Origin of the sequence: Streptomyces sp. R28, assembly GCF_041052385.1 — a bacterium.
Lineage (GTDB): Bacteria > Actinomycetota > Actinomycetes > Streptomycetales > Streptomycetaceae > Streptomyces.
This window is the reverse complement of sequence record NZ_CP163439.1, coordinates 7,782,206-7,802,024: the sequence shown is the minus strand read 5'-3', so window position 1 is coordinate 7,802,024 and position 19,819 is coordinate 7,782,206. Positions and strand designations below refer to the sequence as shown.

Sequence of the window (19,819 nt, the reverse complement as noted above, 5' to 3'; positions counted from 1 at the left end):
GTGGGCGCGTAGCCGAAGGGAGGACCGTGACCTTCGGATTCGCTCCGTCCTCCGCGGCATCCATGTCGACGTCAGCCGACCTGTCCGCCGCATCCGCCAACCCCCTGGCCCGCATGCTCGAACCCGCGGAGTGGGCTGCCGCGGGAATCCCGCTGCTGCGCAACCCCCGCGAGGTCGTCAGCGGTCTGCACTCACGGCACCGGCCAGGGCCGGCGACCGCGATCGTGGCCGTGCTCGACGCGGAAGAGCGGCTGCGTGCGAGCGCCTCCTTCACCCGCCGCCCCGCTCCGGCCGACGGCTGGATGTTCCGCAACGCGCTGCTCGCCCAGTTGCGCCGCGTCATCCCGCACGACCTGCGGCGCCGCACTCCGGTACGTACCGCGGTACTGCTCTACTGCCGCGAGGGCAACGCTCGTTGGACGGAGGAGGACGGCGCGTGGATGTGGGGCCTGCGTGACGCCTGCACCCTGCACGGCCTGCGCTGCGGGGCGTACATCACGCTGACCCGTGACGGCTGGCAGGTCCTCGGCGAGGGTCGCGGCGGCCGCCGGCCCAACGCCGACTCGACGCCGGAGCCCTTCGCCACGTCCGAGTCACCGCTCCCGTTGCCCCGCACCGGCGGCGCGGCCTCGGAGGTCCTCCGGCGCGCGGCGGCGCGCTGAGGACACCGACAGGAGTGTTCGGCCGACGGCACGGCGGCGCCGTACTGCGTGCGCGATACGGCGGGCCGAGTACGACGACCAAGCCCGCGAGCCCAGGTCCACCCCGAGCACCACTGAGCCGCCGCCGGCGGGGACGGGCCACGGGGATGGGAGCGCGGGACGGATCAGCTCACGCGATGAACCGGTCCGGGTGCTCCCTCACGGACACCTTCGCAGCGGCGTGTGCCAGGCAAGTCGCGCTGCCCGCGCGTCTGGGCGCCCCCACGACGACGCATCCGTAAGGCGCGCGGACCTGCACCCCGAACCAACGCGGCCTGCGCACGGCGAGCGCTCCACGCGTCCGCGCACACCGAAAGCCTCGCCGTGCGGACGCCACCTCAGCGGCGCCCTGACCCCCGTGTCGTGCGGAGTGTCCCCCGGACGAGCCGGAACCGGCTCAGACGCCCGCGCCCAGCACCGAGTTGATCTGCTGCGGGTCGCCGCAGACGATCAACAGGGCACCTGCCTGGCCGAGGGCCAGAGGGAGGGCGGTGGCGGCCGCGGTGTCGGAACCGCCGTTGACGGCGACCACGACCACGGGACGCGCCGCGGCACGGCCCGCAACGGAGGCATCGGCGTAGAAGACGTCGTCACCCGCGTCGTGCTGCGCCCAGTAGGAGCCTTCGCCGAAGGACAGCTCATGGGCGGCCCACGGGTGCTGCTCACCCGTGGTGAGCACCAGCACGTCGCCGGGGGCACGGCCCGACTCCAGGAGCAGGTCGACGGCTTCCTCGGCAGCGTCGAGCGCTCCCTCGGGCGAGGCCGGGATCAGCTGGATCTGCGGGGTCGCCGCAGCCTGGGCGGAGGCGGCAGGGGCAGGCGGGCCCGACGGCGCGGGCTTGGCCACGGCCACGTCACGTGGCGCACGTTGCACCGGCGGCGCGGGCCGCGGGGGTCCGGGGCGGCCGGGACGCGACGGAGCCGCGGGGCGGGGGCCGGGTACGGGGCGGGGGGTCGACGCGGTGCGGCCGCTGGCCGGAGTCGCGCTGGGACCCTGGGCACTCTCGTAAATCTGAGGCTCCTCGGGAATGAGAGGCATGAGCTGATTTTTATCAAACGCTGGTACGGCTCGCATCGGCGGGTGGCACACAAGTGCGAGCGGAATCGTCAGAAATCGAAGCCGAGCTGCCCTTCGACCTCCGGAACGCTTCCTTCCACCCAAGTGCGGACCTTCTTGAGGTGCCGCCACTGGGGCAGCGCATCAAGATACGCCCACGACAACCGGTGGTACGGGGTGGGTCCCCGCTCCGCCAGTGCGGCCTTGTGCACGGGCGACGGATACCCGGCGTTGTCCGCAAAACCGAAGTCTGCATGGTCGATACCCAGTTCGGCCATCATTTTGTCGCGCTGAACCTTGGCGATCACCGAGGCCGCTGCGACCGCCACGCACGACCGGTCGCCCTTGATCACCGTACGGACCCTCCAGGGAGTCCCGAGATAGTCGTGCTTCCCGTCGAGGATCACGGCGTCCGGGCGGACCGGCAGGGTCTCCAGGGCGCGCCCCGCCGCGAGCCGCAGCGCGGCCGTCATCCCCAGGTCGTCGATCTCCTCCGGAGAGGCGTGCCCGAGGGCGTACGACGTCACCCACGTCTGCAGCTTCTCGGCGAGCTCGGTGCGCCGTTTGACGGTGAGCAGCTTGGAGTCGGTGAGACCTGTGGGGGGCCGGCGCAGTCCGGTGACAGCCGCGCAGACGGTGACAGGGCCAGCCCACGCACCGCGCCCCACCTCGTCGACACCGGCAATGATCTTCGCTCCGGTCGTGGCTCGAAGGGAGCGCTCGACGGTGTGAGTAGGCGGTTCGTACGGCATGGCGCCCTTAGCCTACGCCGCCCGGAACCCGCTTCGACACCCCGGTTCACCGAAGCAGCCTCCAGGCCGGCGAAGCGACGACTCAGAGGCCTGTCGGACGGAGCAGGGGAAGCATCAACTGGTCGACCATCTCCTCCAGATCCCGGTCATTCCATTCGCTCGCGCACACCTTTGATCGGTACATCATCATCGCCGGAATAGCGTCGAAGACATAGCCGTTCGCTGCGTCGGCCCGCACTTCTCCCCGCTCAATCCCACGGGTGACGACCTCGCGGAGCAATCTGATGGTCGGCTCCACGACGCCTTCGAAGATCACTCCATGGAAGCGTTCGGCCTGGAGGCTGTCGCATTCGTGAATCACTGAACGCAAGGCGAAACCGGGGCGCGAGAACATCGCCTCCCGCGCCTGTCGGCACAGCTCGAGCAGATCCTCGCGCACGCTCCCCAGGTCGGGAACCGACTCGAAGCGCGGCAGTCCGGCACGCAGCGCATCGGCGACGAGGTCCTCTTTGGACGGCCAGCGTCGATAGACGGCGGCCTTGCCGGTCTGGGCGCCGGCGGCGACGCCCTCCATGGTGAGGCCGTTCCAGCCGACCGTACTGAGCTGTTCCAGCGCGGCATCGAGGATCGCGCGATCGAGCACGGCGCCGCGCCGGCGCAGGGAGGCCGTCTGAGCGGGGGCGGCCGTCCAGCGCGAGGTAACCATCTGGGCGTCTCCAACGAACAAGGGAAGCAGGGATTCCGGGGACACGGGGCATCGCGCGGCAACTGCGGGGAATACAACGCGCGATGACGACATCAGTGAACGCTTGCGTTCACTACTGGGGACTCACTACGGTTGACGCGACAGTGAACGCGAGCGTTCACTAAGGCACTTGTGGGGGACCTATAGTGACAACCTCTCAGTTGATCAAGGACCAGAAACCAGGTGCGGCCCGCCGGGAAGGACATCCCGGCATCGCACTCACCGTCATCGCGGCCTGCCAACTCATGGTGGTACTCGACGCGACGATTGTGAACATTGCACTCCCGCACATTCAAGACGCGCTCAAGTTCAGCACCACCGACCTCACCTGGGTCGTCAGCGCCTACACACTCACCTTCGGCGGTCTGCTGCTGCTCGGCGGCCGGGCCGGTGACATCCTGGGCCGCCGCCGTGTGTTCATGGCCGGCATCCTGCTGTTCACTCTCGCCTCGCTCCTCGGCGGACTCGCCCAGGAACCCTGGCAGTTGCTGGCCGCGCGCGTACTCCAAGGCGTCGGTGGCGCGATCGCTTCGCCCACTTCGCTGGCGCTCATCACCACCACGTTCCCCGAAGGCCCGGAACGCAACCGCGCGTTCGGTGTCTTCGCCGCCGTCTCCGCAGGCGGTGGCGCCATCGGTCTGCTCGCGGGCGGCATGCTCACCGAGTGGCTCGACTGGCGGTGGGTGCTCTTCGTCAACGTACCGATCGGCATCGTGATCGCCGTGCTCACGCCGCTGTACATCAGCGAGTCCGAACGGCACAGCGGCCGCTTCGACATCGCTGGCGCACTGACCTCGACGGCAGGCATGGCGTCCCTGGTCTACGGCTTCATCCGCGCGGCGGACGAGGGCTGGCGGGACAACCTGACGATCGGGTCCTTCGGCGCCGCAGTGGCCCTTCTGCTGACCTTCGCGTTCATCGAGTCGCGGGCCAAGGAACCCATAACCCCGCTCAGGATGTTCGCCGACCGCAACCGCTCGGGCACGTATGTGATCATGCTGAGCCTCGCTGCGGCGATGTTCGGGATGTTCTTCTACATCGTGCTCTTCGTGCAGAACGTGCTGCAGTACAGCCCGATCGAGGCCGGTCTCGCCTTCCTGCCGGTGACGGTCGTGATCGCGCTGGGCGCGGGCCTGTCGCAGCGCTTCCTGCCGGTGCTCGGCCCCAAGCCGTTCATGCTCGCGGGCTCGGCACTGACGGCGATCGGGCTTGCCTGGCAGACCCTGATCAGCGCCGACAGCTCGTACGTGGGCGGAGTGCTCGGGCCGATGCTGGCCTTCGGCTTCGGCATGGGCCTGAACTTCGTGACGCTGACGCTCACCGCGGTCTCCGGCGTCGCCCAGCACGAGGCCGGTGCCGCGTCCGGGCTGCTCAACGCCACGCAGCAGGTGGGTGGTTCGCTCGGCCTGTCCATCCTGACGACGGTGTTCGGATCGGCCAGCAAGGACGAGGCCGAGAAGCAGTTGCCGAAGTTCATGGCGGAGGGGTCTGCCGAGCAGAAGGCGGAGTTCGCCAAAACCCAGCAACTGCCCGGCCCGTGGGGTCACGAGGTGCTCACACAGGGCATCTCGACGGGCTTTGTGGCGGCCGCTGCGATGGCCGTACTCGCCCTGGCTACCGCTTGGCTGGTGATCCGGGTCCGCAAGAGCGACCTGGATGCCCTCGCCGGGACGTCGGGTCCGATGGCCGGCTGAACCGGCCGGGCCCGCGAAGGGCCGCGGGTGGCCGGATCCCGTCAGGGGGACCGATGACGGGGACGACGAGCCGATCACCCGCACCACCCTCACGGAGACCGCCGCCGGGCAGGCTCCGGCAGCACAGGAAAGCCGGAGCCTGCCCGACGCCGCAGCGGCCGCCGCGAACAGCAGGCCCAGCACCGACATGAGCTCCATGGCTCCACCCCCTGTGCCCCTCGCGTGTCACCTGTGTGTGCGGCCCCGGCGCTCGCACACCAACTGCCACGACAACGGACCTGCGGTCACGCAGAGTTCCCGGCATGCACAGAAAGTTATTTGAGATTCCGACAAGGCTCGGATTCGCTCAGGGCCGAGGAACTGCGCTACGCCGACGTCGGAACCCACTCCGGCAAGGCCTCGGTACGCGCCACCCACTCGGTCGGCACCGACCCCGCCTTCCCGGAGCCGATCACTCCGCCCACGATGGCGCACGTGGTGTCCACGTCTCCGCCGACCTGCGCGGTCGTCCAGAAGGCCTGCTCGTAGTCACCGAGAGCACGCGCGGCCGACCAGAGCGCGAAGGGCACCGTGTCGTGGGCCGTCGTACGCCGCCCGCAGCCCAGAACGGCCGCGACCGTGGCCGCGTCGCCGTAGTCGAGCATGTCCCGGGCGCGCCGTAGTCCCGCGCCGACCGCACTCTTCGGGACGAGAGCGACGACATCGTCGAGGAGCGATTCAGGGCTCGGCGGACCACCGGGCGCAGCAGCCAGCGCGGCAGCCGCGGCGACGGCCATGGCGCCGACGACGGCTTCGCGGTGCTGATGCGTGGGGTAGGCCGAGATCTCGGCCTGGTGGGTCGCCTGCTCCGGGTCGTCCGCGTACCAAGCCCCCAGGGGAGCGATCCGCATCGCGGCGCCGTTGCCCCAGGACCCCTGTCCGTTGAAGAGCGCGGCCGAGAGCTCCCGCCAGTCCCCACCCTCCCGGACCAAACGCAGCAGCCGGTTGACCGCAGGGCCGTAGCCACGGTCGAAGTCGTGGTGCTCGGCGAAAGAGCGAGCCAGAACGTCCTGGTCGATGCAGTGGTCGACGGCCAGGACCGCGACCACGGAACAGGCCATCTCCGTGTCGTCCGTCCACTGCCAGGGGCCGGATGGCAGTTCGCGACGCTTCAGCAGCGGATAGTTCGCCGGCACGAAGAACTGCGAGCCCAGCGCGTCCCCCACCGCGAGTCCGCGCAGGCTGGCGAGGGCGCGGTCCAGGCGCCCTTCGGGAGAGGAGTCAGCGGTCATCGCTCTGCCACTCTATCCGGTGATCCCGTACGGTTCCGGATCTCGCCAACGTTCGAAAGGCCGGTCAAGTGTGTACTTGCCGTCGTCCCCGAGAACGAGCATCCGCATCTCCGCGTTCCCCGGATTCGACAGCGATTCGAATTCCGCGACCGTCCAGTGGAACCAGCGCATGCAGAACAGCCGCATCGCCAGGCCATGTGTCACCAGCAGCACGTTCGGCGGGTGATCGGGCGCCTCGAAACTGCGGTACAGGCTCTCCAGGAAGCCACCGACCCGGTCGTACACGTCGGCGCCGGACTCGCCCTGGGCGAAGCGGTAGAAGAAGTGGCCGTAGGCGTCCCGGTAGGACTTCTGGAGGCGTACGTCGTCGCAGTCCTGCCAGTTCCCCCAGTCCTGCTCACGCAGCCGGGGCTCCTCACGCACCCGTATGAGCTCGGGATCCAGGTGGAAGGCGCGCAGTGTTTCGTGCGTACGACGGTAGGGCGAGACGTACACGCTGACGCGCTCGCGTCCGAACACCTCCCGCAGCCGTTTACCCGTCTCCTCGGCCTGCCGCCAGCCCTGCTCGGTCAGGGCCAGGGCATGGTCGGGTTCACGCTCGTACACAGTGTCATCAACATTGCCCGTTGACTCGCCGTGCCGGACAAGGACGATGCGCCGTGGTCGTGCCATGCCGAAACCCTAGATCGAGTGACGACTGATCGAGCACTCGTACGGGCTCCATACGGCGTAGGTCACACATTTCCTGCGCCACGAGTCACATAAAGGCGCACGTCTAACGGGTCCGGAATTCAAACCGTCCAGGTCGGTTCGAGCTCCACGATGTCACCCGTAAGGGCCGCGACGTCCGCCTCCGTCTGGGCTCGCAGGGCCAACCGCTCCACACGCTCCGTGCGGTACTTGCCGTGCTCCGCGGCCGACCGCCACATCGACAGCACCAGGAACTCATGGCCGGGCGCCTCACCGAACAGTCCGCGGATCATGCCCGGGGAACCGGCCATCGCGGGGTTCCAGACCTTCTCCTGCATGAGCGTGAAGTGTTCGGCGCGCTCCTCGTGGACACGGCAGTGTGCCACTCGGACGAGGTCCGCGTCGGTGAAGCGCGGCTCGAAGCCGGTCTTCACGTCGAAGCGGTAGTCGAAGAGTTTGACCTGTATGTCCTTGTAGGTGCCCGACTGGGCCGCCGCCAGCCTGTCGTGGGAACGGGCCATGAAGGAGTCGTAGAAGGAACGGCTCTCCCAGAACGAGAAGACGTGCACCACCCCCTGCCGCCCCCGGCTCCAGCCACCCCCCTGTCCCCGAAACCCCGGCTCCCCCAGAAGCCCCGCCCATTTTCGCTGCCCCCGCTCGAAGCCGCGGCGGTCCACCACGGTGCAGCGAATCCACTTGACCAGCACCGCGCCATGGTAAGGCCACGGAGCGTGGCGTCGGTCACGCTCGACAGGAGAGCTCCCCGGCGCGCGCTCCCGCGCGCGTGGCAGGATGGACAATCGGCCTTGCCTGCTGGGCAGTTCGGGCAGAGGGCATACGCGGAACGGGGAAGGGGAAGCCTGGTGAACGCCATCAACAAGGGGATCCAGAAAGTCGAAATCTCTGTCAAGTGGGACCCGAGTCCCGCTGGGCAGCCGCCCACCGACCTGGACCTCGTCGCCGCGACGTACCTGGCGAGCGATCCGTACGGCGATCCCGCCTATGTGGTGCACTTCGACAGCCGCTCTCCCGACGGCACCATCTATCTCAACCGGGACAGCAGGGACGGCAAGGGCTTCGGCTGGGACGAGGTCATGACCGTGGAGCTCGACCGGCTCGACAGCCGGTACGCGCGCGTGCTGGTCGGAGTCGTGATCCAGCAGCGCCCCGCGACGCGCACCTTCGTCAGCGTCATCAAGCCGGCCCTGCGCATCCGCGAGGGCTACACCGTCATGGCCGAGGACGACTTCGGCGGTGTCCTCGGCTCGACGGCGGCCACGGTCGCGGAGTTCGTACGTCAAGGGTCGAGCTCGTGGGACTTCCACGCCGGCATCCACGGTTTCGAGGACGACCCGGCGACGTTCACGGCGACCATGGGCAGGACCCGCCAGTCCTGACAGTCGGTTCGCGGGCTCGCGGGGATACTACGACGAAGAGGGGCGCCGACACATGGTCGGCGCCCCTCTCGTGTGACTTGCGTCAGGGCCACTCAAGGGCTACCCGACGTTCGGGGCCAGGCCCCGCGGCGTCAGCTGCAGCCGCTGGTCGACCCGCAGCCCTCGCAGATGTAGCAGGAACCGGCCCGCTGCATCTTCGTACCGCAGGAGAAGCACAGCGGAGCGTCGGCCTGGATACCCAGCTGCATCTCCACCAGCTCGGCGCTGGTGTGCGCCTGCTGCGGAGCGGGCTTGGCCGTCTCGGCGTCGGCCTTCGGGGTGGCGACGGCCTTCAGCTCCTGGGCGCGCGGCGCCGACTGGGCCAGGCCCTCGACGTCGACCTCGTCCTCGGACGGCTCGTACGAACCCGTCTCCAGGTGGCGCTGACGCTCCTCGGCGGAGTGGATGCCGAGCGCGGAACGCGTCTCGAAGGGCAGGAAGTCGAGCGCCAGGCGGCGGAAGATGTAGTCGACGATCGACTGCGCCATCCGCACGTCCGGGTCGTCCGTCATGCCGGCCGGCTCGAAGCGCATGTTGGTGAACTTCGAGACGTACGTCTCAAGCGGCACGCCGTACTGCAGACCCACAGAGACGGCGATCGAGAACGCGTCCATCATGCCCGCGAGCGTCGAGCCCTGCTTGGACATCTTCAGGAAGACCTCGCCGAGACCGTCGTCCGGGTAGGAGTTGGCCGTCATGTAACCCTCGGCCCCGCCGACCGTGAAGGACGTCGTGATGCCGGGACGACCCTTGGGAAGGCGCTTGCGGACAGGGCGGTACTCGACGACCTTCTCGACCGTCTCGCGGATGGTGGCTTCGGCCTTCTCCGTGATCTCGGTCTTCTCCTTCTCCTTGGTTTTGGCGGAGAGGGGCTGGCCGACCTTGCAGTTGTCGCGGTAGATGGCGAGCGCCTTGACGCCCAGCTTCCAGGCCTCGAAGTAGATCTCCTCGACCTCCTCGACGGTCGCCGACTCCGGCATGTTGACCGTCTTGGACAGGGCGCCGGAGATCCACGGCTGGATCGCGGCCATCATGCGGACATGGCCCATCGCGGAGATGGAGCGCTCGCCCATGGCGCAGTCGAACACCTCGTAGTGCTCGTGCTTGAGGCCGGGGGCGTCGACGACATTGCCGTGATCGGCGATGTGGGCGACGATCGCCTCGATCTGCTCCTCCTGGTAGCCCAGGCGGCGCAGGGCCTGCGGGACGGTGCCGTTGACGATCTGCATCGAGCCGCCGCCGACCAGCTTCTTGAACTTGACCAGCGCGAGGTCGGGCTCAAGACCGGTGGTGTCGCAGGACATAGCCAGACCGATGGTGCCGGTCGGGGCGATGACGGACGCCTGAGAGTTACGGAAACCGTTCTTCTCACCGAGGCGCAGCACGTCCTGCCAGGCCTCCGTGGCGGCGGCCCACACCGGCGTGTCCAGGTCGTCCATGCGGACGGCCACGGCGTTGGCGTCGGAGTGCTGCTTCATGACGCGCTGGTGCGGCTGGGCGTTGCGGGCGTAACCGTCGTACGGGCCGACGACCGCGGCAAGTTCGGCGGAGCGCTTGTACGACGTGCCGGTCATCAGGGAGGTGATGGCCCCGGCGAGGGCGCGGCCGCCGTCGGAGTCGTACGCGTGGCCGGTCGCCATCAGCAGGGCGCCGAGGTTGGCGTAGCCGATGCCGAGCTGGCGGAACGCGCGCGTGTTCTCACCGATCTTCTGCGTCGGGAAGTCCGCGAAGCAGATGGAGATGTCCATCGCGGTGATGACGAGCTCGACGACCTTGGCGAAGCGCTCGACCTCGAAGGACTGGTTGCCCTTGCCGTCGTCCTTCAGGAACTTCATCAGGTTCAGCGAGGCGAGGTTGCAGGACGTGTTGTCCAGGTGCATGTACTCGCTGCAGGGGTTCGAGCCGTTGATACGGCCGGACTCCGGGCAGGTGTGCCAGTGGTTGATGGTGTCGTCGTACTGGATGCCCGGGTCGGCGCAGGCCCAGGCGGCTTCCGCCATCTTGCGGAACAGCACCTTGGCGTCGACCTCTTCGATGACCTCGCCGGTCATGCGGGACGTGAGGCCGAACTTGCCGCCCGACTCCACGGCCTTCATGAACGTGTCGTTCACCCGGACCGAGTTGTTGGCGTTCTGGTACTGGACGGACGTAATGTCGTCGCCGCCCAGGTCCATGTCGAAGCCCGCGTCACGCAGCGCGCGGATCTTCTCCTCTTCCTTCACCTTGGTCTCGATGAAGTCCTCGATGTCGGGGTGGTCGACGTCGAGGATGACCATCTTGGCGGCGCGGCGGGTGGCACCACCCGACTTGATCGTTCCTGCGGAGGCGTCGGCACCGCGCATGAAGGAGACCGGACCGGAGGCGTTGCCGCCCGAGGACAGCAGCTCCTTGGAGGAGCGGATGCGGGAGAGGTTCAGGCCGGCGCCGGAGCCGCCCTTGAAGATCATGCCCTCTTCCTTGTACCAGTCGAGGATCGACTCCATGGAGTCGTCGACGGACAGGATGAAGCAGGCGGAGACCTGCTGCGGCTGGGGCGTGCCGACGTTGAACCAAACCGGGCTGTTGAAGCTGAAGATCTGGTGCAGGAGGGCGTAGGCCAGCTCGTGCTCGAAGATCTCGGCGTCGGCGGGCGAGGCGAAGTACTTGTAGTCCTCGCCGGCCTTCCGATACGTCTTCACGATGCGGTCGATGAGCTGCTTCAGGCTCACCTCGCGCTGCGGGGTGCCGACGGCGCCCCGGAAGTACTTGCTGGTGACGATGTTGACCGCGTTCACCGACCAGAAGTCGGGGAACTCGACGCCGCGCTGCTCGAAGTTGACCGAGCCGTCGCGCCAGTTGGTCATGACGACGTCACGGCGCTCCCAGGCCACCTCGTCGTACGGGTGCACGCCAGGGGTGGTGTGGATGCGCTCGATACGCAGTCCCTTGGTCGCCTTGGTGCCCTTGGCGCGGGAACTCCGTGCCGGACCGCTCGCCGTCTCTGTCATGCCGCCTCCCTGTACGGGCTAAAACGCCCTGAAGTGCCCCGATGTTCCCCGTGGCACGGTGTTCTGTCTGGTGCTGCGGGCACCCTCTGCTTGCCGCCCGCAACAGGTCTTTCGTCGCCGCCTGTCGACCGGATCCGAAGTCCGAACCGGATCCGGCCCGCCCTCAGTCGGCGGCGGTGGCGGGCACGGGGACCTGTGCAGCCCCTCCGGACCCGCGCTCGTCTTCCTGGCTCCCCGCGACAGTGCCTGCGCCGTCTTCGCGGTCGTCGTCGTCCGCGGCCGGGCGTCCCGTCGCCTCCCTGAGCTCCGCGATCGCAGCCTCGAAGTCCTCGAGCGAGTCGAACGCCCGGTAGACGGAGGCGAATCGCAGATAGGCGACGAGGTCGAGCTCCTGCAACGGGCCGAGTATGGCCAGCCCTACGTCATGGGTGGTCAGCTCGGCGCTTCCGGTGGCCCGCACCGCCTCCTCGACCCGCTGGCCGAGCTGCGCGAGCGCGTCCTCGGTGACAGGTCGCCCCTGGCATGCCTTGCGCACGCCGTTGATGACCTTGGTACGGCTGAATGGCTCGGTTACTCCGGACCGCTTGATCACCATCAGTGAGCATGTCTCCACGGTCGTGAAACGACGGGAGCAATCAGGACACTGGCGGCGCCTACGGATCGACGTGCCGTCGTCGGTCGTACGGCTGTCGACGACGCGACTGTCGGGGTGCCTGCAGAAGGGGCAGTGCATACTTCCCAACCCTCCTCACAGCAGACTCAATAGCCTCGCTGGGCCTCATGGGCCCCTCGAAGCAGCCCCAAGCATAGGCGATCTCCGAGCGTCCGAAGACCGGGGGGACCACAACTTCTGGGCTGCTGCCGCAATCCAACCACTACATGTGGGGATTGGCTCATACACGCACGCTGCACGCGCGTGTCGCGCCCGGATGGACACGCGCCGTACGGCCACGCCGGCGCACCGCGCGCACCGGAACGCACAGACGTATCGCTGCGGCACATACGGAGATACCGTGAGCGCCACACGGAGGGGACGTGGGACTCCCGCACAGATGGGGGTCGGTCACGGCTTGAACTGATGCCGGATGGCAGACTGGGGCGACAACCCACGAGGTCGTCACCCTGGCGGTGAAGAGTACAACAATGGGCCCTTTTGCCCGCCGGACAGCGCGTTAGCCATACACCCAGACACATGATCGCGTCTGGGGATTCGCGATTTTTCACTCGAACGTGTGTTTGGCGCAACCTTTCGAAAGCAACTACCGTTGTGCAGCAGGGAGACCATCGAGAGGGGCCGACGTGACCACCACCGCAGACAGTGCCACCATCACTGCCCAGGACCGCTCCCAGGGCCGACTCGAGCCGGTGCATGCGATGAACGAAGCCATGAATCCCGAGGGACACAAGCGATCCCTCCCTGGCCGACCTCCGGGCATCCGGGCGGACAGCTCGGGGCTCACCGACCGGCAGCGCCGCGTGATCGAGGTCATCAGGGATTCAGTGCAGCGGCGTGGCTATCCGCCGTCGATGCGGGAGATCGGCCAGGCGGTCGGCCTGTCGAGCACGTCCTCGGTCGCACACCAGCTGATGGCACTGGAGCGCAAGGGCTTCCTCCGCCGCGACCCGCACCGACCGCGCGCATACGAGGTGCGCGGCTCCGACCAGGCCGCCGTGCAGCCCACGGACACCGCCGGCAAGCCCGCCGCGTCGTACGTCCCGCTGGTCGGCCGTATCGCCGCCGGTGGCCCGATCCTCGCGGAGGAGTCGGTCGAGGACGTCTTCCCGCTTCCCCGGCAGCTGGTCGGCGACGGTGAGCTGTTCGTACTGAAGGTCGTCGGTGACTCGATGATCGAGGCCGCGATCTGCGACGGCGACTGGGTCACGGTCCGGCGCCAGCCGGTCGCCGAGAACGGCGACATCGTGGCCGCGATGCTCGACGGCGAGGCCACGGTCAAGCGCTTCAAGCGCGAGGACGGCCACGTCTGGCTGCTCCCGCACAACTCCGCGTACGAGCCGATCCCCGGCGACGACGCAACCATCCTGGGCAAGGTGGTGGCAGTGCTGCGGCGCGTGTGACGGCCGCGGCGGGCGAAGCCGAAGGCGTCGCCCCCTGACCGGGCCCCGGGACCCCTGCGCCGGTTCCGGGGCCCTGTGCTGTTCCGGGCCCCGTGCCGTTCCAGGCGCTGTGCTGTGCAGGGCCCGACACCACCGAATTTCCTGATCGGGGGGTGGGCTGTCGCAGCGCTGCGACAGGCCACCCCCCGATCACTGTGGCTGTTCCGCCTCCGCCTCCGCCTTCTGCGCCGCCGCATCGATCGTGGCCAGGGACTTCCGGACCTGATTACGGTCCGTCGTGTACCAGAAGTCGGGCAGTGACGCCTTCAGATAGCTCCCGTACCGGGCAGTGGCCAGCCGCTGGTCCAGGATGGCGACCACGCCGCGGTCCCCTGACGCCCGCACGAGGCGGCCGGCGCCCTGGGCCATGAGCAGCGCCGCGTGGGTGGCGGCGACCGCCATGAAGCCGTTGCCGCCGGCGTCCTCCACGGCCTTCTGGCGGGCGCTCATCAGGGGGTCGTCGGGGCGCGGGAAGGGGATCTTGTCCATGACGACCAGCTGGCAGCTGGGGCCGGGCACGTCGACGCCCTGCCACAGGGACAGCGTGCCGAAGAGGCAGGTCCTCGGGTCGGCCGCGAAGTTCTTGATCAGTTCGCCGAGCGTCTCCTCGCCCTGAAGGAGGATCGGGAACTCTGGGATGCGGGAGCGAAGTTCCTCGGCGGCCAGCTGGGCGGCCCGCATCGAAGAGAACAGGCCGAGCGTGCGGCCGCCGGCCGCCTGGATCAGTTCGGTCAGCTCATCGAGCATGTCCACGCGGTCGCCGTCGCGCGCGGGGCGTGACAGGTGCTTGGCGACATACAGGATGCCCTGCTTGCGGTAGTCGAAGGGCGAACCTACGTCCACGCCCTTCCACTGCGGGAGCTCGTCACCCTCCGTGCCCTCGGGGGCGAGGCCCAGGGATGCGCCGACGCCGTTGAAGTCGCCGCCCAGCTTCAAGGTCGCGGAGGTCAGGACTACCGAGCGGTCCGCGAAGAGCTTCTCCCTCAGGAGGCCCGAAACGGACATGGGGGCCACGCGCAGGGACGCTCCGAAGCGGTCGTGACGCTCGTACCAGACGACGTCCCACTCCGAACCGTTGGTGATCCGCTCCGCCACGTCGTGCACGGTCTCGACGGAGGCCAGCGCCTGTTTGCGGACCGCGTCCTCGTCCTGCACGGACTTGTCGCGGGTGGCGCCGATCCCGGAGATGACGGTGCGGCAGGCATCACGCAGCGCCATGAGCGCGTAGGCGAGGTCCTCGGGAATCTCCTCCAGGCGTCCAGGCAGGGCCAGCTCCATCAGCCGCTCGAAGCCCTCGGCGGCGGTCTGGAGCTGGTCGGCGGCCTTCTCGTTGACGAGTTTCGCGGCGCGGCGTACCGCACGGTTGACCTGGCCGGGAGTGAGTTCGCCGGTGGCGACTCCGGTGACCCGGGAGACCAGTTCGTGCGCCTCGTCGACGATCAGAACCTCGTGCTGTGGGAGGACCGGGGCGCCTTCGATGGCGTCGATCGCGAGCAGCGCGTGGTTGGTGACGACGACCTCCGCGAGCTTGGCGCGCTCACGGGCCATCTCGGCGAAGCACTCGGCACCGTACGCGCACTTCGACGCGCCCAGGCACTCCCGGGACGACACCGACACCTGCGCCCAGGCCCGGTCGGACACGCCGGGAGTCAGGTTGTCACGATCGCCCGTCTCCGTCTCGTCCGCCCAGTCACGCAGCCGCAGCAGGTCCTGCCCCAACTTGCTGGTGGGTGCGGCCGCCTCGAACTGGTCGAAGAGGCCCTCCTCCTCGTCCTGGGGGACGCCCTCGTGCAGACGGTGCAGGCACAGGTAGTTCGACCTGCCCTTGAGCATCGCGAACTCGGGCCGACGCCGCAGCAGTGGATGCAGCGCCTCGACGGTGCGCGGCAGGTCCCGCTCCACGAGCTGGCGCTGCAGAGCCAGGGTGGCCGTCGCGACGACGACGCGCTCCCCGTGCGCGAGCGCTGGCACGAGGTAGCCCAGCGACTTTCCGGTGCCGGTGCCGGCCTGGACCAGCAGATGGGAGCTGCCGTCGATCGCCTCCGCGACGGATTCGGCCATGGTCACCTGGCCGGGGCGCTCCGTGCCGCCGACGGCAGTGACGGCAGCATGCAGGAGTTCGGGGAGTGAGGGCTTTGTCATAGCGCGACCACCCTACGGCCCGGCACTGACAAACGGGCGAGCGCGGTGGAGGAGGGGAGCGGGATCAAGACCGGGAGTTCCTCAGGTGGAGATCGGATCGGTTCGGGTGTGGGTGGGGTCGGTTCGGGTGTGGGTGGGATCGGTTCGATCGAGGTCAGGGACGGTTCGTGTGTGGTCGAGGTCGGTTCGGATGTGGCTGGCGCGATTCGTGATTGTTCGGGATCGGCCGGCCCTGGTGAGGCGCCGGGCGCCTCGTGGGTTGATCGGCTTGTTCGACTGCAGTGGTGGTTCGGCCTGCGATGGGGATCAGGATCGGTTGCGAGGGGGGAGCCAGGGCGGCTGCCGGCAGGAGCCAGGTCGACTGTCGTGGGGCGGCGGGGTCGGCCCCGTGCACCGTGCGCCGCGGGGAATGACGGCGGTCAGGGGAAACCGGCTCGGCCTGAATTCGGTTCGTCGAGAGTGGGAACCGGATCGGCGCGAGCGGTGTACCAAAAGTGATGACGTCGCGACATGGCGTCACAGCAGATGGCGCAGGCTCCGGTCTCTGACCATGAGGGCGGCCCGCTTGGTGGGCAGGTCGACCTCGACGGAGAACCGGAATCCGGCGCTCAGGAAAGCAGCGACGGAAGGGGTGTTGCGAATGTCGGGTTCAGCGACGATGCGAGCGCAGGCGGGCCGCTTGTCGAGCATGAGGTCGACGACGGCTCGAAGCAGAGTTCCGCCGAGTCCGCAGCCGCGATCGCCAACAGCACCGATGAGGAGATGGACGCCGGTGTCATGGGGCCGAGCCGCGTAGTACCGGGCCAGCGGGTCGAGGTCGGCTCGGTAGATCTCCCAGTAGCTCATCGGCGTGCCGTCCAGCATGCCCAGGCACGGGACGCTGCGTCCATCACCGGAAAGCTGAGACCGCAGGTGCTCTTCAATCGCGTTCCGGGGTCCCTCAAGCCCCCAGAACGCTGCGACGGCGGGGTCGTTCATCCACCGGCTGATGATCGAAAGATCCCGTTCGATCCGCACGGGGACAAGGTGAAGGGCTCCTGCAGGTGTACTGATCGGCCCCCAGTCGGCAACGCGGTCGAGTAGATCCTCGCCGGTAGCGAGGAGCGAGGGAGGTGTGGCCGTGCCTGTTGTGCCTGGCTTTCGCTCCCCAGCGGCTGCGGCGCCCTCCGCGAAGAGCGCGACGAGTTCGTCGGGCAGGTGCAGGTCCAGCGTGTCCTCACTGTCTGCGCCCGCGCCGGTTGCCGGGGCGATACGGCACTCACGAGCCCCCGGGCTCGCGGCGGTGCAGAGATCGGTGACAGGGACGGTACCGGCATTGGCGCTTGCGTCGGTGGAAGGCACGGCGACGCTCCTCTCAAGAGGCGGGATGGGTCATGTTCCTCAGGGATGAAGGGAATTGGCGAAAGCCGGAGGCGGTGATCAGGAGCGCAGGAGGCGACCGGTGGTGGTCGACCATGGTCAGAAGTGCGGGGCGGCATGACTAGGAGGGGACCGTGATGGTCAGGAATGCAGGGGGTTGGCGATGGTGACGTAGACGGACTGGGTGTCGACCGGACCGACGAGTTCGTCGAGGCCGTGCAGCCGGGTCAACAGGTTGGCCTTGCAGCGCAGGACAGGTGAGTCGAGCAGGTGGGCGGGCAGTGATGTGCGCAGCCGGGCTGCTCCGGAGGCCACCTCGCCAAGGAAGCGGCGGAAGGCTGCGAGCAGCAGCTGTTCGTCCGCGAGACGCTGCGAGCCGAACGCTCCAATGAGACCGAGCACGTTGTTGATCGCGAGGTAGTAGGCGAAGCGTTCGTCGGCGACCTCGTCCGAGACGAAGGTGTCGCTTTGCTCGCCGATGCCGGGCATCCGGGCGTCGAGTGCCGCGCGCCGGGACTCACGGAAGTAGTAGCCCTGGTTGTCTCGGTAACGACCCCCCGAAGGCCAGCCGTCACCGTCCAGCAGGACCAGCGTGTTCTGCTGGTGTGCTTCCAGAGCGATTCCCGCCTCGGCATCGAGCCACAACACGGGGCGGACGACCTGCTCGAGGTAGCGCAGGAACCACTCGGCGACAACCGCCCTGAGTGGGCGACCTGTTCGATGGGCGAGGCGAGTGACGAGCTCGGCCAGACGGGACCGCGGGGGCACCGTGTCCCACGGGTTAGGGCCCGCGAGGGCATCGGCCTGTGCGTGAGGTCGGGGTGATCGGGGTGAAACGAGTCCGGCTACGCAGGCCACGTCGTCGGATGACCTGAACGGGTTGTGCCGGATCATCACGTCGAAGCCGGTTACGGGGACGCCGTCCGGCCCGTCCACGGCGAGCCATGCCGGATCGCGAACGATGTCGAATCCCGGGTGCGCGGCCTGCCACCGCGTCGAGAGGCCGCTGCGCAGGAGTCGGTGGACCTCGACGCCACGGTGCAGTTCCTTCCGGAGGTTCTCACGGCGGGAGTTGGTGATGCGCAGGCCCAGCGAGAGTTTGAGCATGGCGGTGGCATCAGATCTGTGGACGGTTCTTACGGAGGAGGTGGGATGCCAAGGGGCGCCGTGGGCGCCGAGGTCCCGGAGCAGTCCGGCATCGAGCAGGGCCTCAGTCTCGGGGCGGTGCTGGATCTCGCGCAGTTGCCAGGGGTGCATGGGCAGGGCCACGCACCCGTCCGGCAACGGCAACTCAGGCCCGGCGAGGCGGACCATGAGCTGGGCCGCCGGGACGATACGGCCACGCTCGGTCCATGCCGAGTCAGTGGCGAGCAGGGCAGGGGCGACAGCCATCCAGTGCAATGGGAAGGAGCCGCGCAACTCGGGCGAATACAGCGGCGCTTCGGCCTCGGACAGACCCTCGCGGCTCTTCGGCGTCGGGTGGAGAGGGTGTCCGAACGTGAGCGCCTGCTCGGCCGCGAGGAAGATGTCAGGGCCGTCGGCGGGGTGAGCACGGCGCTCGCTGATGAAGGTGGCGGTTCGTCGGACGGAGTCGGCGACGCGGGCAACGAGGTCGGTGTCCGTGGAGATTACGGGGACGGTCAGGGCTGCGGGCCTCGGAGCGGCGGGGGTTGGGGATACGGCGGCGAGCGCGGAGACGGAGGGTCCAGGGACGCAGGAGGACGACGGGCCAGAGCTGGAGGAGGCGGCGGCAGCGGAGCCAGGCACCGTGGAGGAGACGGGGCCAGAACCAGTGGAGGAAAGGTCGGAGCAGGAAGGGTCGGAGCAGGAAGGGTCGGAGCAGGAAGGGTCGGAGCAGGAAGCCCCGGGGACAGAGGAGACAGCGGGCACGGACTTTGCGGGTGTCCCTGGGAGAGGAGCAGTCGCGGCTCGGAAAGGTCGCGTCGCATCCGTCGCCTCAGTCGCATCCGTCGCGTCAGTCGCATCCGTCGCGTCAGTCGCCCTATCGGACGCCGGCGAAGGGCGAACGCTCGCGGAAATCGGGCGAGCTGATACACGCCCAGCGCTCGTCGAAATGCTGCTCCCAGCCGACGGGTCGGCGACCGTAGCCATGGCGGCAGGGTTGCTTCCCCCCAGCGCCTCCCTGATGAGTAGGGCAGCAAGGGTGACCGCGTCGGTCGGTGGGGACTGAGCCGGGGCGTCCGCCAGGTGTGGGAGGCCGAAGCGGTGCCAGCCCGCCTGGGACCAGTAGTGGACCGGGATCAGCAGGGCCGTACCGGTGGCGGGCAAGGGGATACGGAGGGTCCCGTTGTCGGGTGCCGGGACGTTGGTCTCGCGGACCCAGCAGCGGAGCAGGTTCTCCACGGCGGCGGCCTGGGCTGCGATGTGTGGGTCGGGGTGCTCCAGGAGGTCTGAGGCGGCGGCACCCGGCGGCCGCTCAATGTCCGGGGCGCCTCCCTGCCTCGGCGCACGGGCCGAGGCCTGTGCGCCGGCAGCTTCCTGCGCCGACGCCGGTTCCTGCGGCGCGTCCCGTCCTGGAGGAGCGTCGCCTCCCTGAGATGCGTCTCCGCCCTGTCGCGTGCCTCCCTTCTGCCGGGAAGTGCCTGGCTGGGCGGGGGCAGGCCCCTGCCCCTGAGGAGCCACCGCGCTCCGAGACGCAAGCGGCTCCTGCTGGGACAGGTCTGGGTCGGCGGAGCATCGCGCGCGAGTGTCGGGGCGGCCGTCGGGTGCGGGGGTCGTGGTCAAGGCTGGTCCTCGTGAACTGGTTCTGACGCGCGGCGACGGCCGCCGTACTGCGGTGAGGGTGGGCGTGGGCTTGAGGGACCCTCGCTTCGAATGGGGGTTGGAGGAGGGCAGTTGGAAGCGGTCTC

15 protein-coding genes are annotated in these 19,819 nt (G+C 68.7%); 4 read left to right on the top strand and 11 right to left on the bottom strand.

Translation table 11 applies throughout. The annotated features are described in order from the left end of the window. Positions 1-26: 26 nt before the first annotated feature. Entirely contained in the window at positions 27-662 is a 636-nt protein-coding gene (locus tag AB5J49_RS35045) for a hypothetical protein (RefSeq protein WP_369172860.1), read from the top strand. A 436-nt stretch (positions 663-1,098) separates the two neighbouring features. Here the strand turns inward: AB5J49_RS35045 and AB5J49_RS35040 are convergent, their stop codons facing one another. From AB5J49_RS35040 to AB5J49_RS35030, 3 genes are all read right to left on the bottom strand, one after another. Continuing rightward, entirely contained in the window at positions 1,099-1,740 is a 642-nt protein-coding gene (locus AB5J49_RS35040) for a hypothetical protein (protein ID WP_369172859.1), read from the bottom strand. 68 nt (positions 1,741-1,808) lie between these two features. Beyond that, on the bottom strand, positions 1,809-2,510 hold the full coding sequence (locus tag AB5J49_RS35035; RefSeq protein ID WP_369172858.1) for a ribonuclease HII: 702 nt from the start codon (positions 2,508-2,510) through the stop codon (positions 1,809-1,811). Positions 2,511-2,592: 82 nt separating this feature from the next. After that, a complete protein-coding gene (locus tag AB5J49_RS35030; protein WP_369172857.1) occupies positions 2,593-3,216 on the bottom strand; it encodes a TetR/AcrR family transcriptional regulator in 624 nt (207 codons plus the stop codon). Between the two features lie 185 nt (positions 3,217-3,401). Between AB5J49_RS35030 and AB5J49_RS35025 the strand changes: the two genes are divergently transcribed. After that, positions 3,402-4,949, top strand: a complete 1,548-nt coding sequence (locus AB5J49_RS35025; protein ID WP_369172856.1) for an MFS transporter — start codon at positions 3,402-3,404, stop codon at positions 4,947-4,949. Positions 4,950-5,314: 365 nt separating this feature from the next. Here the strand turns inward: AB5J49_RS35025 and AB5J49_RS35020 are convergent, their stop codons facing one another. From AB5J49_RS35020 to AB5J49_RS35010, 3 genes are all read right to left on the bottom strand, one after another. Continuing rightward, positions 5,315-6,220 (bottom strand): ADP-ribosylglycohydrolase family protein, encoded by a 906-nt coding sequence (locus AB5J49_RS35020; RefSeq protein WP_369172855.1) that lies wholly within the window; start codon positions 6,218-6,220, stop codon positions 5,315-5,317. Between the two features lie 12 nt (positions 6,221-6,232). Then, positions 6,233-6,892: a histidine phosphatase family protein gene (locus AB5J49_RS35015; protein WP_369172854.1), complete on the bottom strand. Its 660-nt coding sequence runs from the start codon at positions 6,890-6,892 to the stop codon at positions 6,233-6,235. Between the two features lie 119 nt (positions 6,893-7,011). Next, complete coding sequence (locus AB5J49_RS35010; protein WP_274244203.1) at positions 7,012-7,617, bottom strand: YdbC family protein; 606 nt, start codon at positions 7,615-7,617, stop codon at positions 7,012-7,014. Between the two features lie 156 nt (positions 7,618-7,773). Between AB5J49_RS35010 and AB5J49_RS35005 the strand changes: the two genes are divergently transcribed. Next, a complete protein-coding gene (locus AB5J49_RS35005; RefSeq protein ID WP_369172853.1) occupies positions 7,774-8,307 on the top strand; it encodes a TerD family protein in 534 nt (177 codons plus the stop codon). Positions 8,308-8,438: 131 nt separating this feature from the next. Here the strand turns inward: AB5J49_RS35005 and AB5J49_RS35000 are convergent, their stop codons facing one another. Next, complete coding sequence (locus AB5J49_RS35000; protein ID WP_369172852.1) at positions 8,439-11,333, bottom strand: vitamin B12-dependent ribonucleotide reductase; 2,895 nt, start codon at positions 11,331-11,333, stop codon at positions 8,439-8,441. A 163-nt stretch (positions 11,334-11,496) separates the two neighbouring features. Beyond that, positions 11,497-12,066: a transcriptional regulator NrdR gene (nrdR, locus tag AB5J49_RS34995; RefSeq protein WP_369172851.1), complete on the bottom strand. Its 570-nt coding sequence runs from the start codon at positions 12,064-12,066 to the stop codon at positions 11,497-11,499. A 566-nt stretch (positions 12,067-12,632) separates the two neighbouring features. Here nrdR and lexA point away from each other — a divergent pair. Further along, complete coding sequence (lexA, locus tag AB5J49_RS34990; protein ID WP_369172850.1) at positions 12,633-13,409, top strand: transcriptional repressor LexA; 777 nt, start codon at positions 12,633-12,635, stop codon at positions 13,407-13,409. Positions 13,410-13,598: 189 nt separating this feature from the next. On the opposite strand, the gene AB5J49_RS34985 is transcribed toward lexA, so the two are convergent. From AB5J49_RS34985 to AB5J49_RS34975, 3 genes are all read right to left on the bottom strand, one after another. Beyond that, positions 13,599-15,590: an ATP-dependent DNA helicase gene (locus AB5J49_RS34985; protein WP_369172849.1), complete on the bottom strand. Its 1,992-nt coding sequence runs from the start codon at positions 15,588-15,590 to the stop codon at positions 13,599-13,601. A gap of 516 nt (positions 15,591-16,106) precedes the next feature. After that, complete coding sequence (locus AB5J49_RS34980) at positions 16,107-16,931, bottom strand: GNAT family N-acetyltransferase (RefSeq protein WP_369172848.1); 825 nt, start codon at positions 16,929-16,931, stop codon at positions 16,107-16,109. A gap of 159 nt (positions 16,932-17,090) precedes the next feature. Continuing rightward, on the bottom strand, positions 17,091-19,391 hold the full coding sequence (locus AB5J49_RS34975; RefSeq protein ID WP_369175362.1) for an IucA/IucC family siderophore biosynthesis protein: 2,301 nt from the start codon (positions 19,389-19,391) through the stop codon (positions 17,091-17,093). Positions 19,392-19,819: the final 428 nt, after the last annotated feature.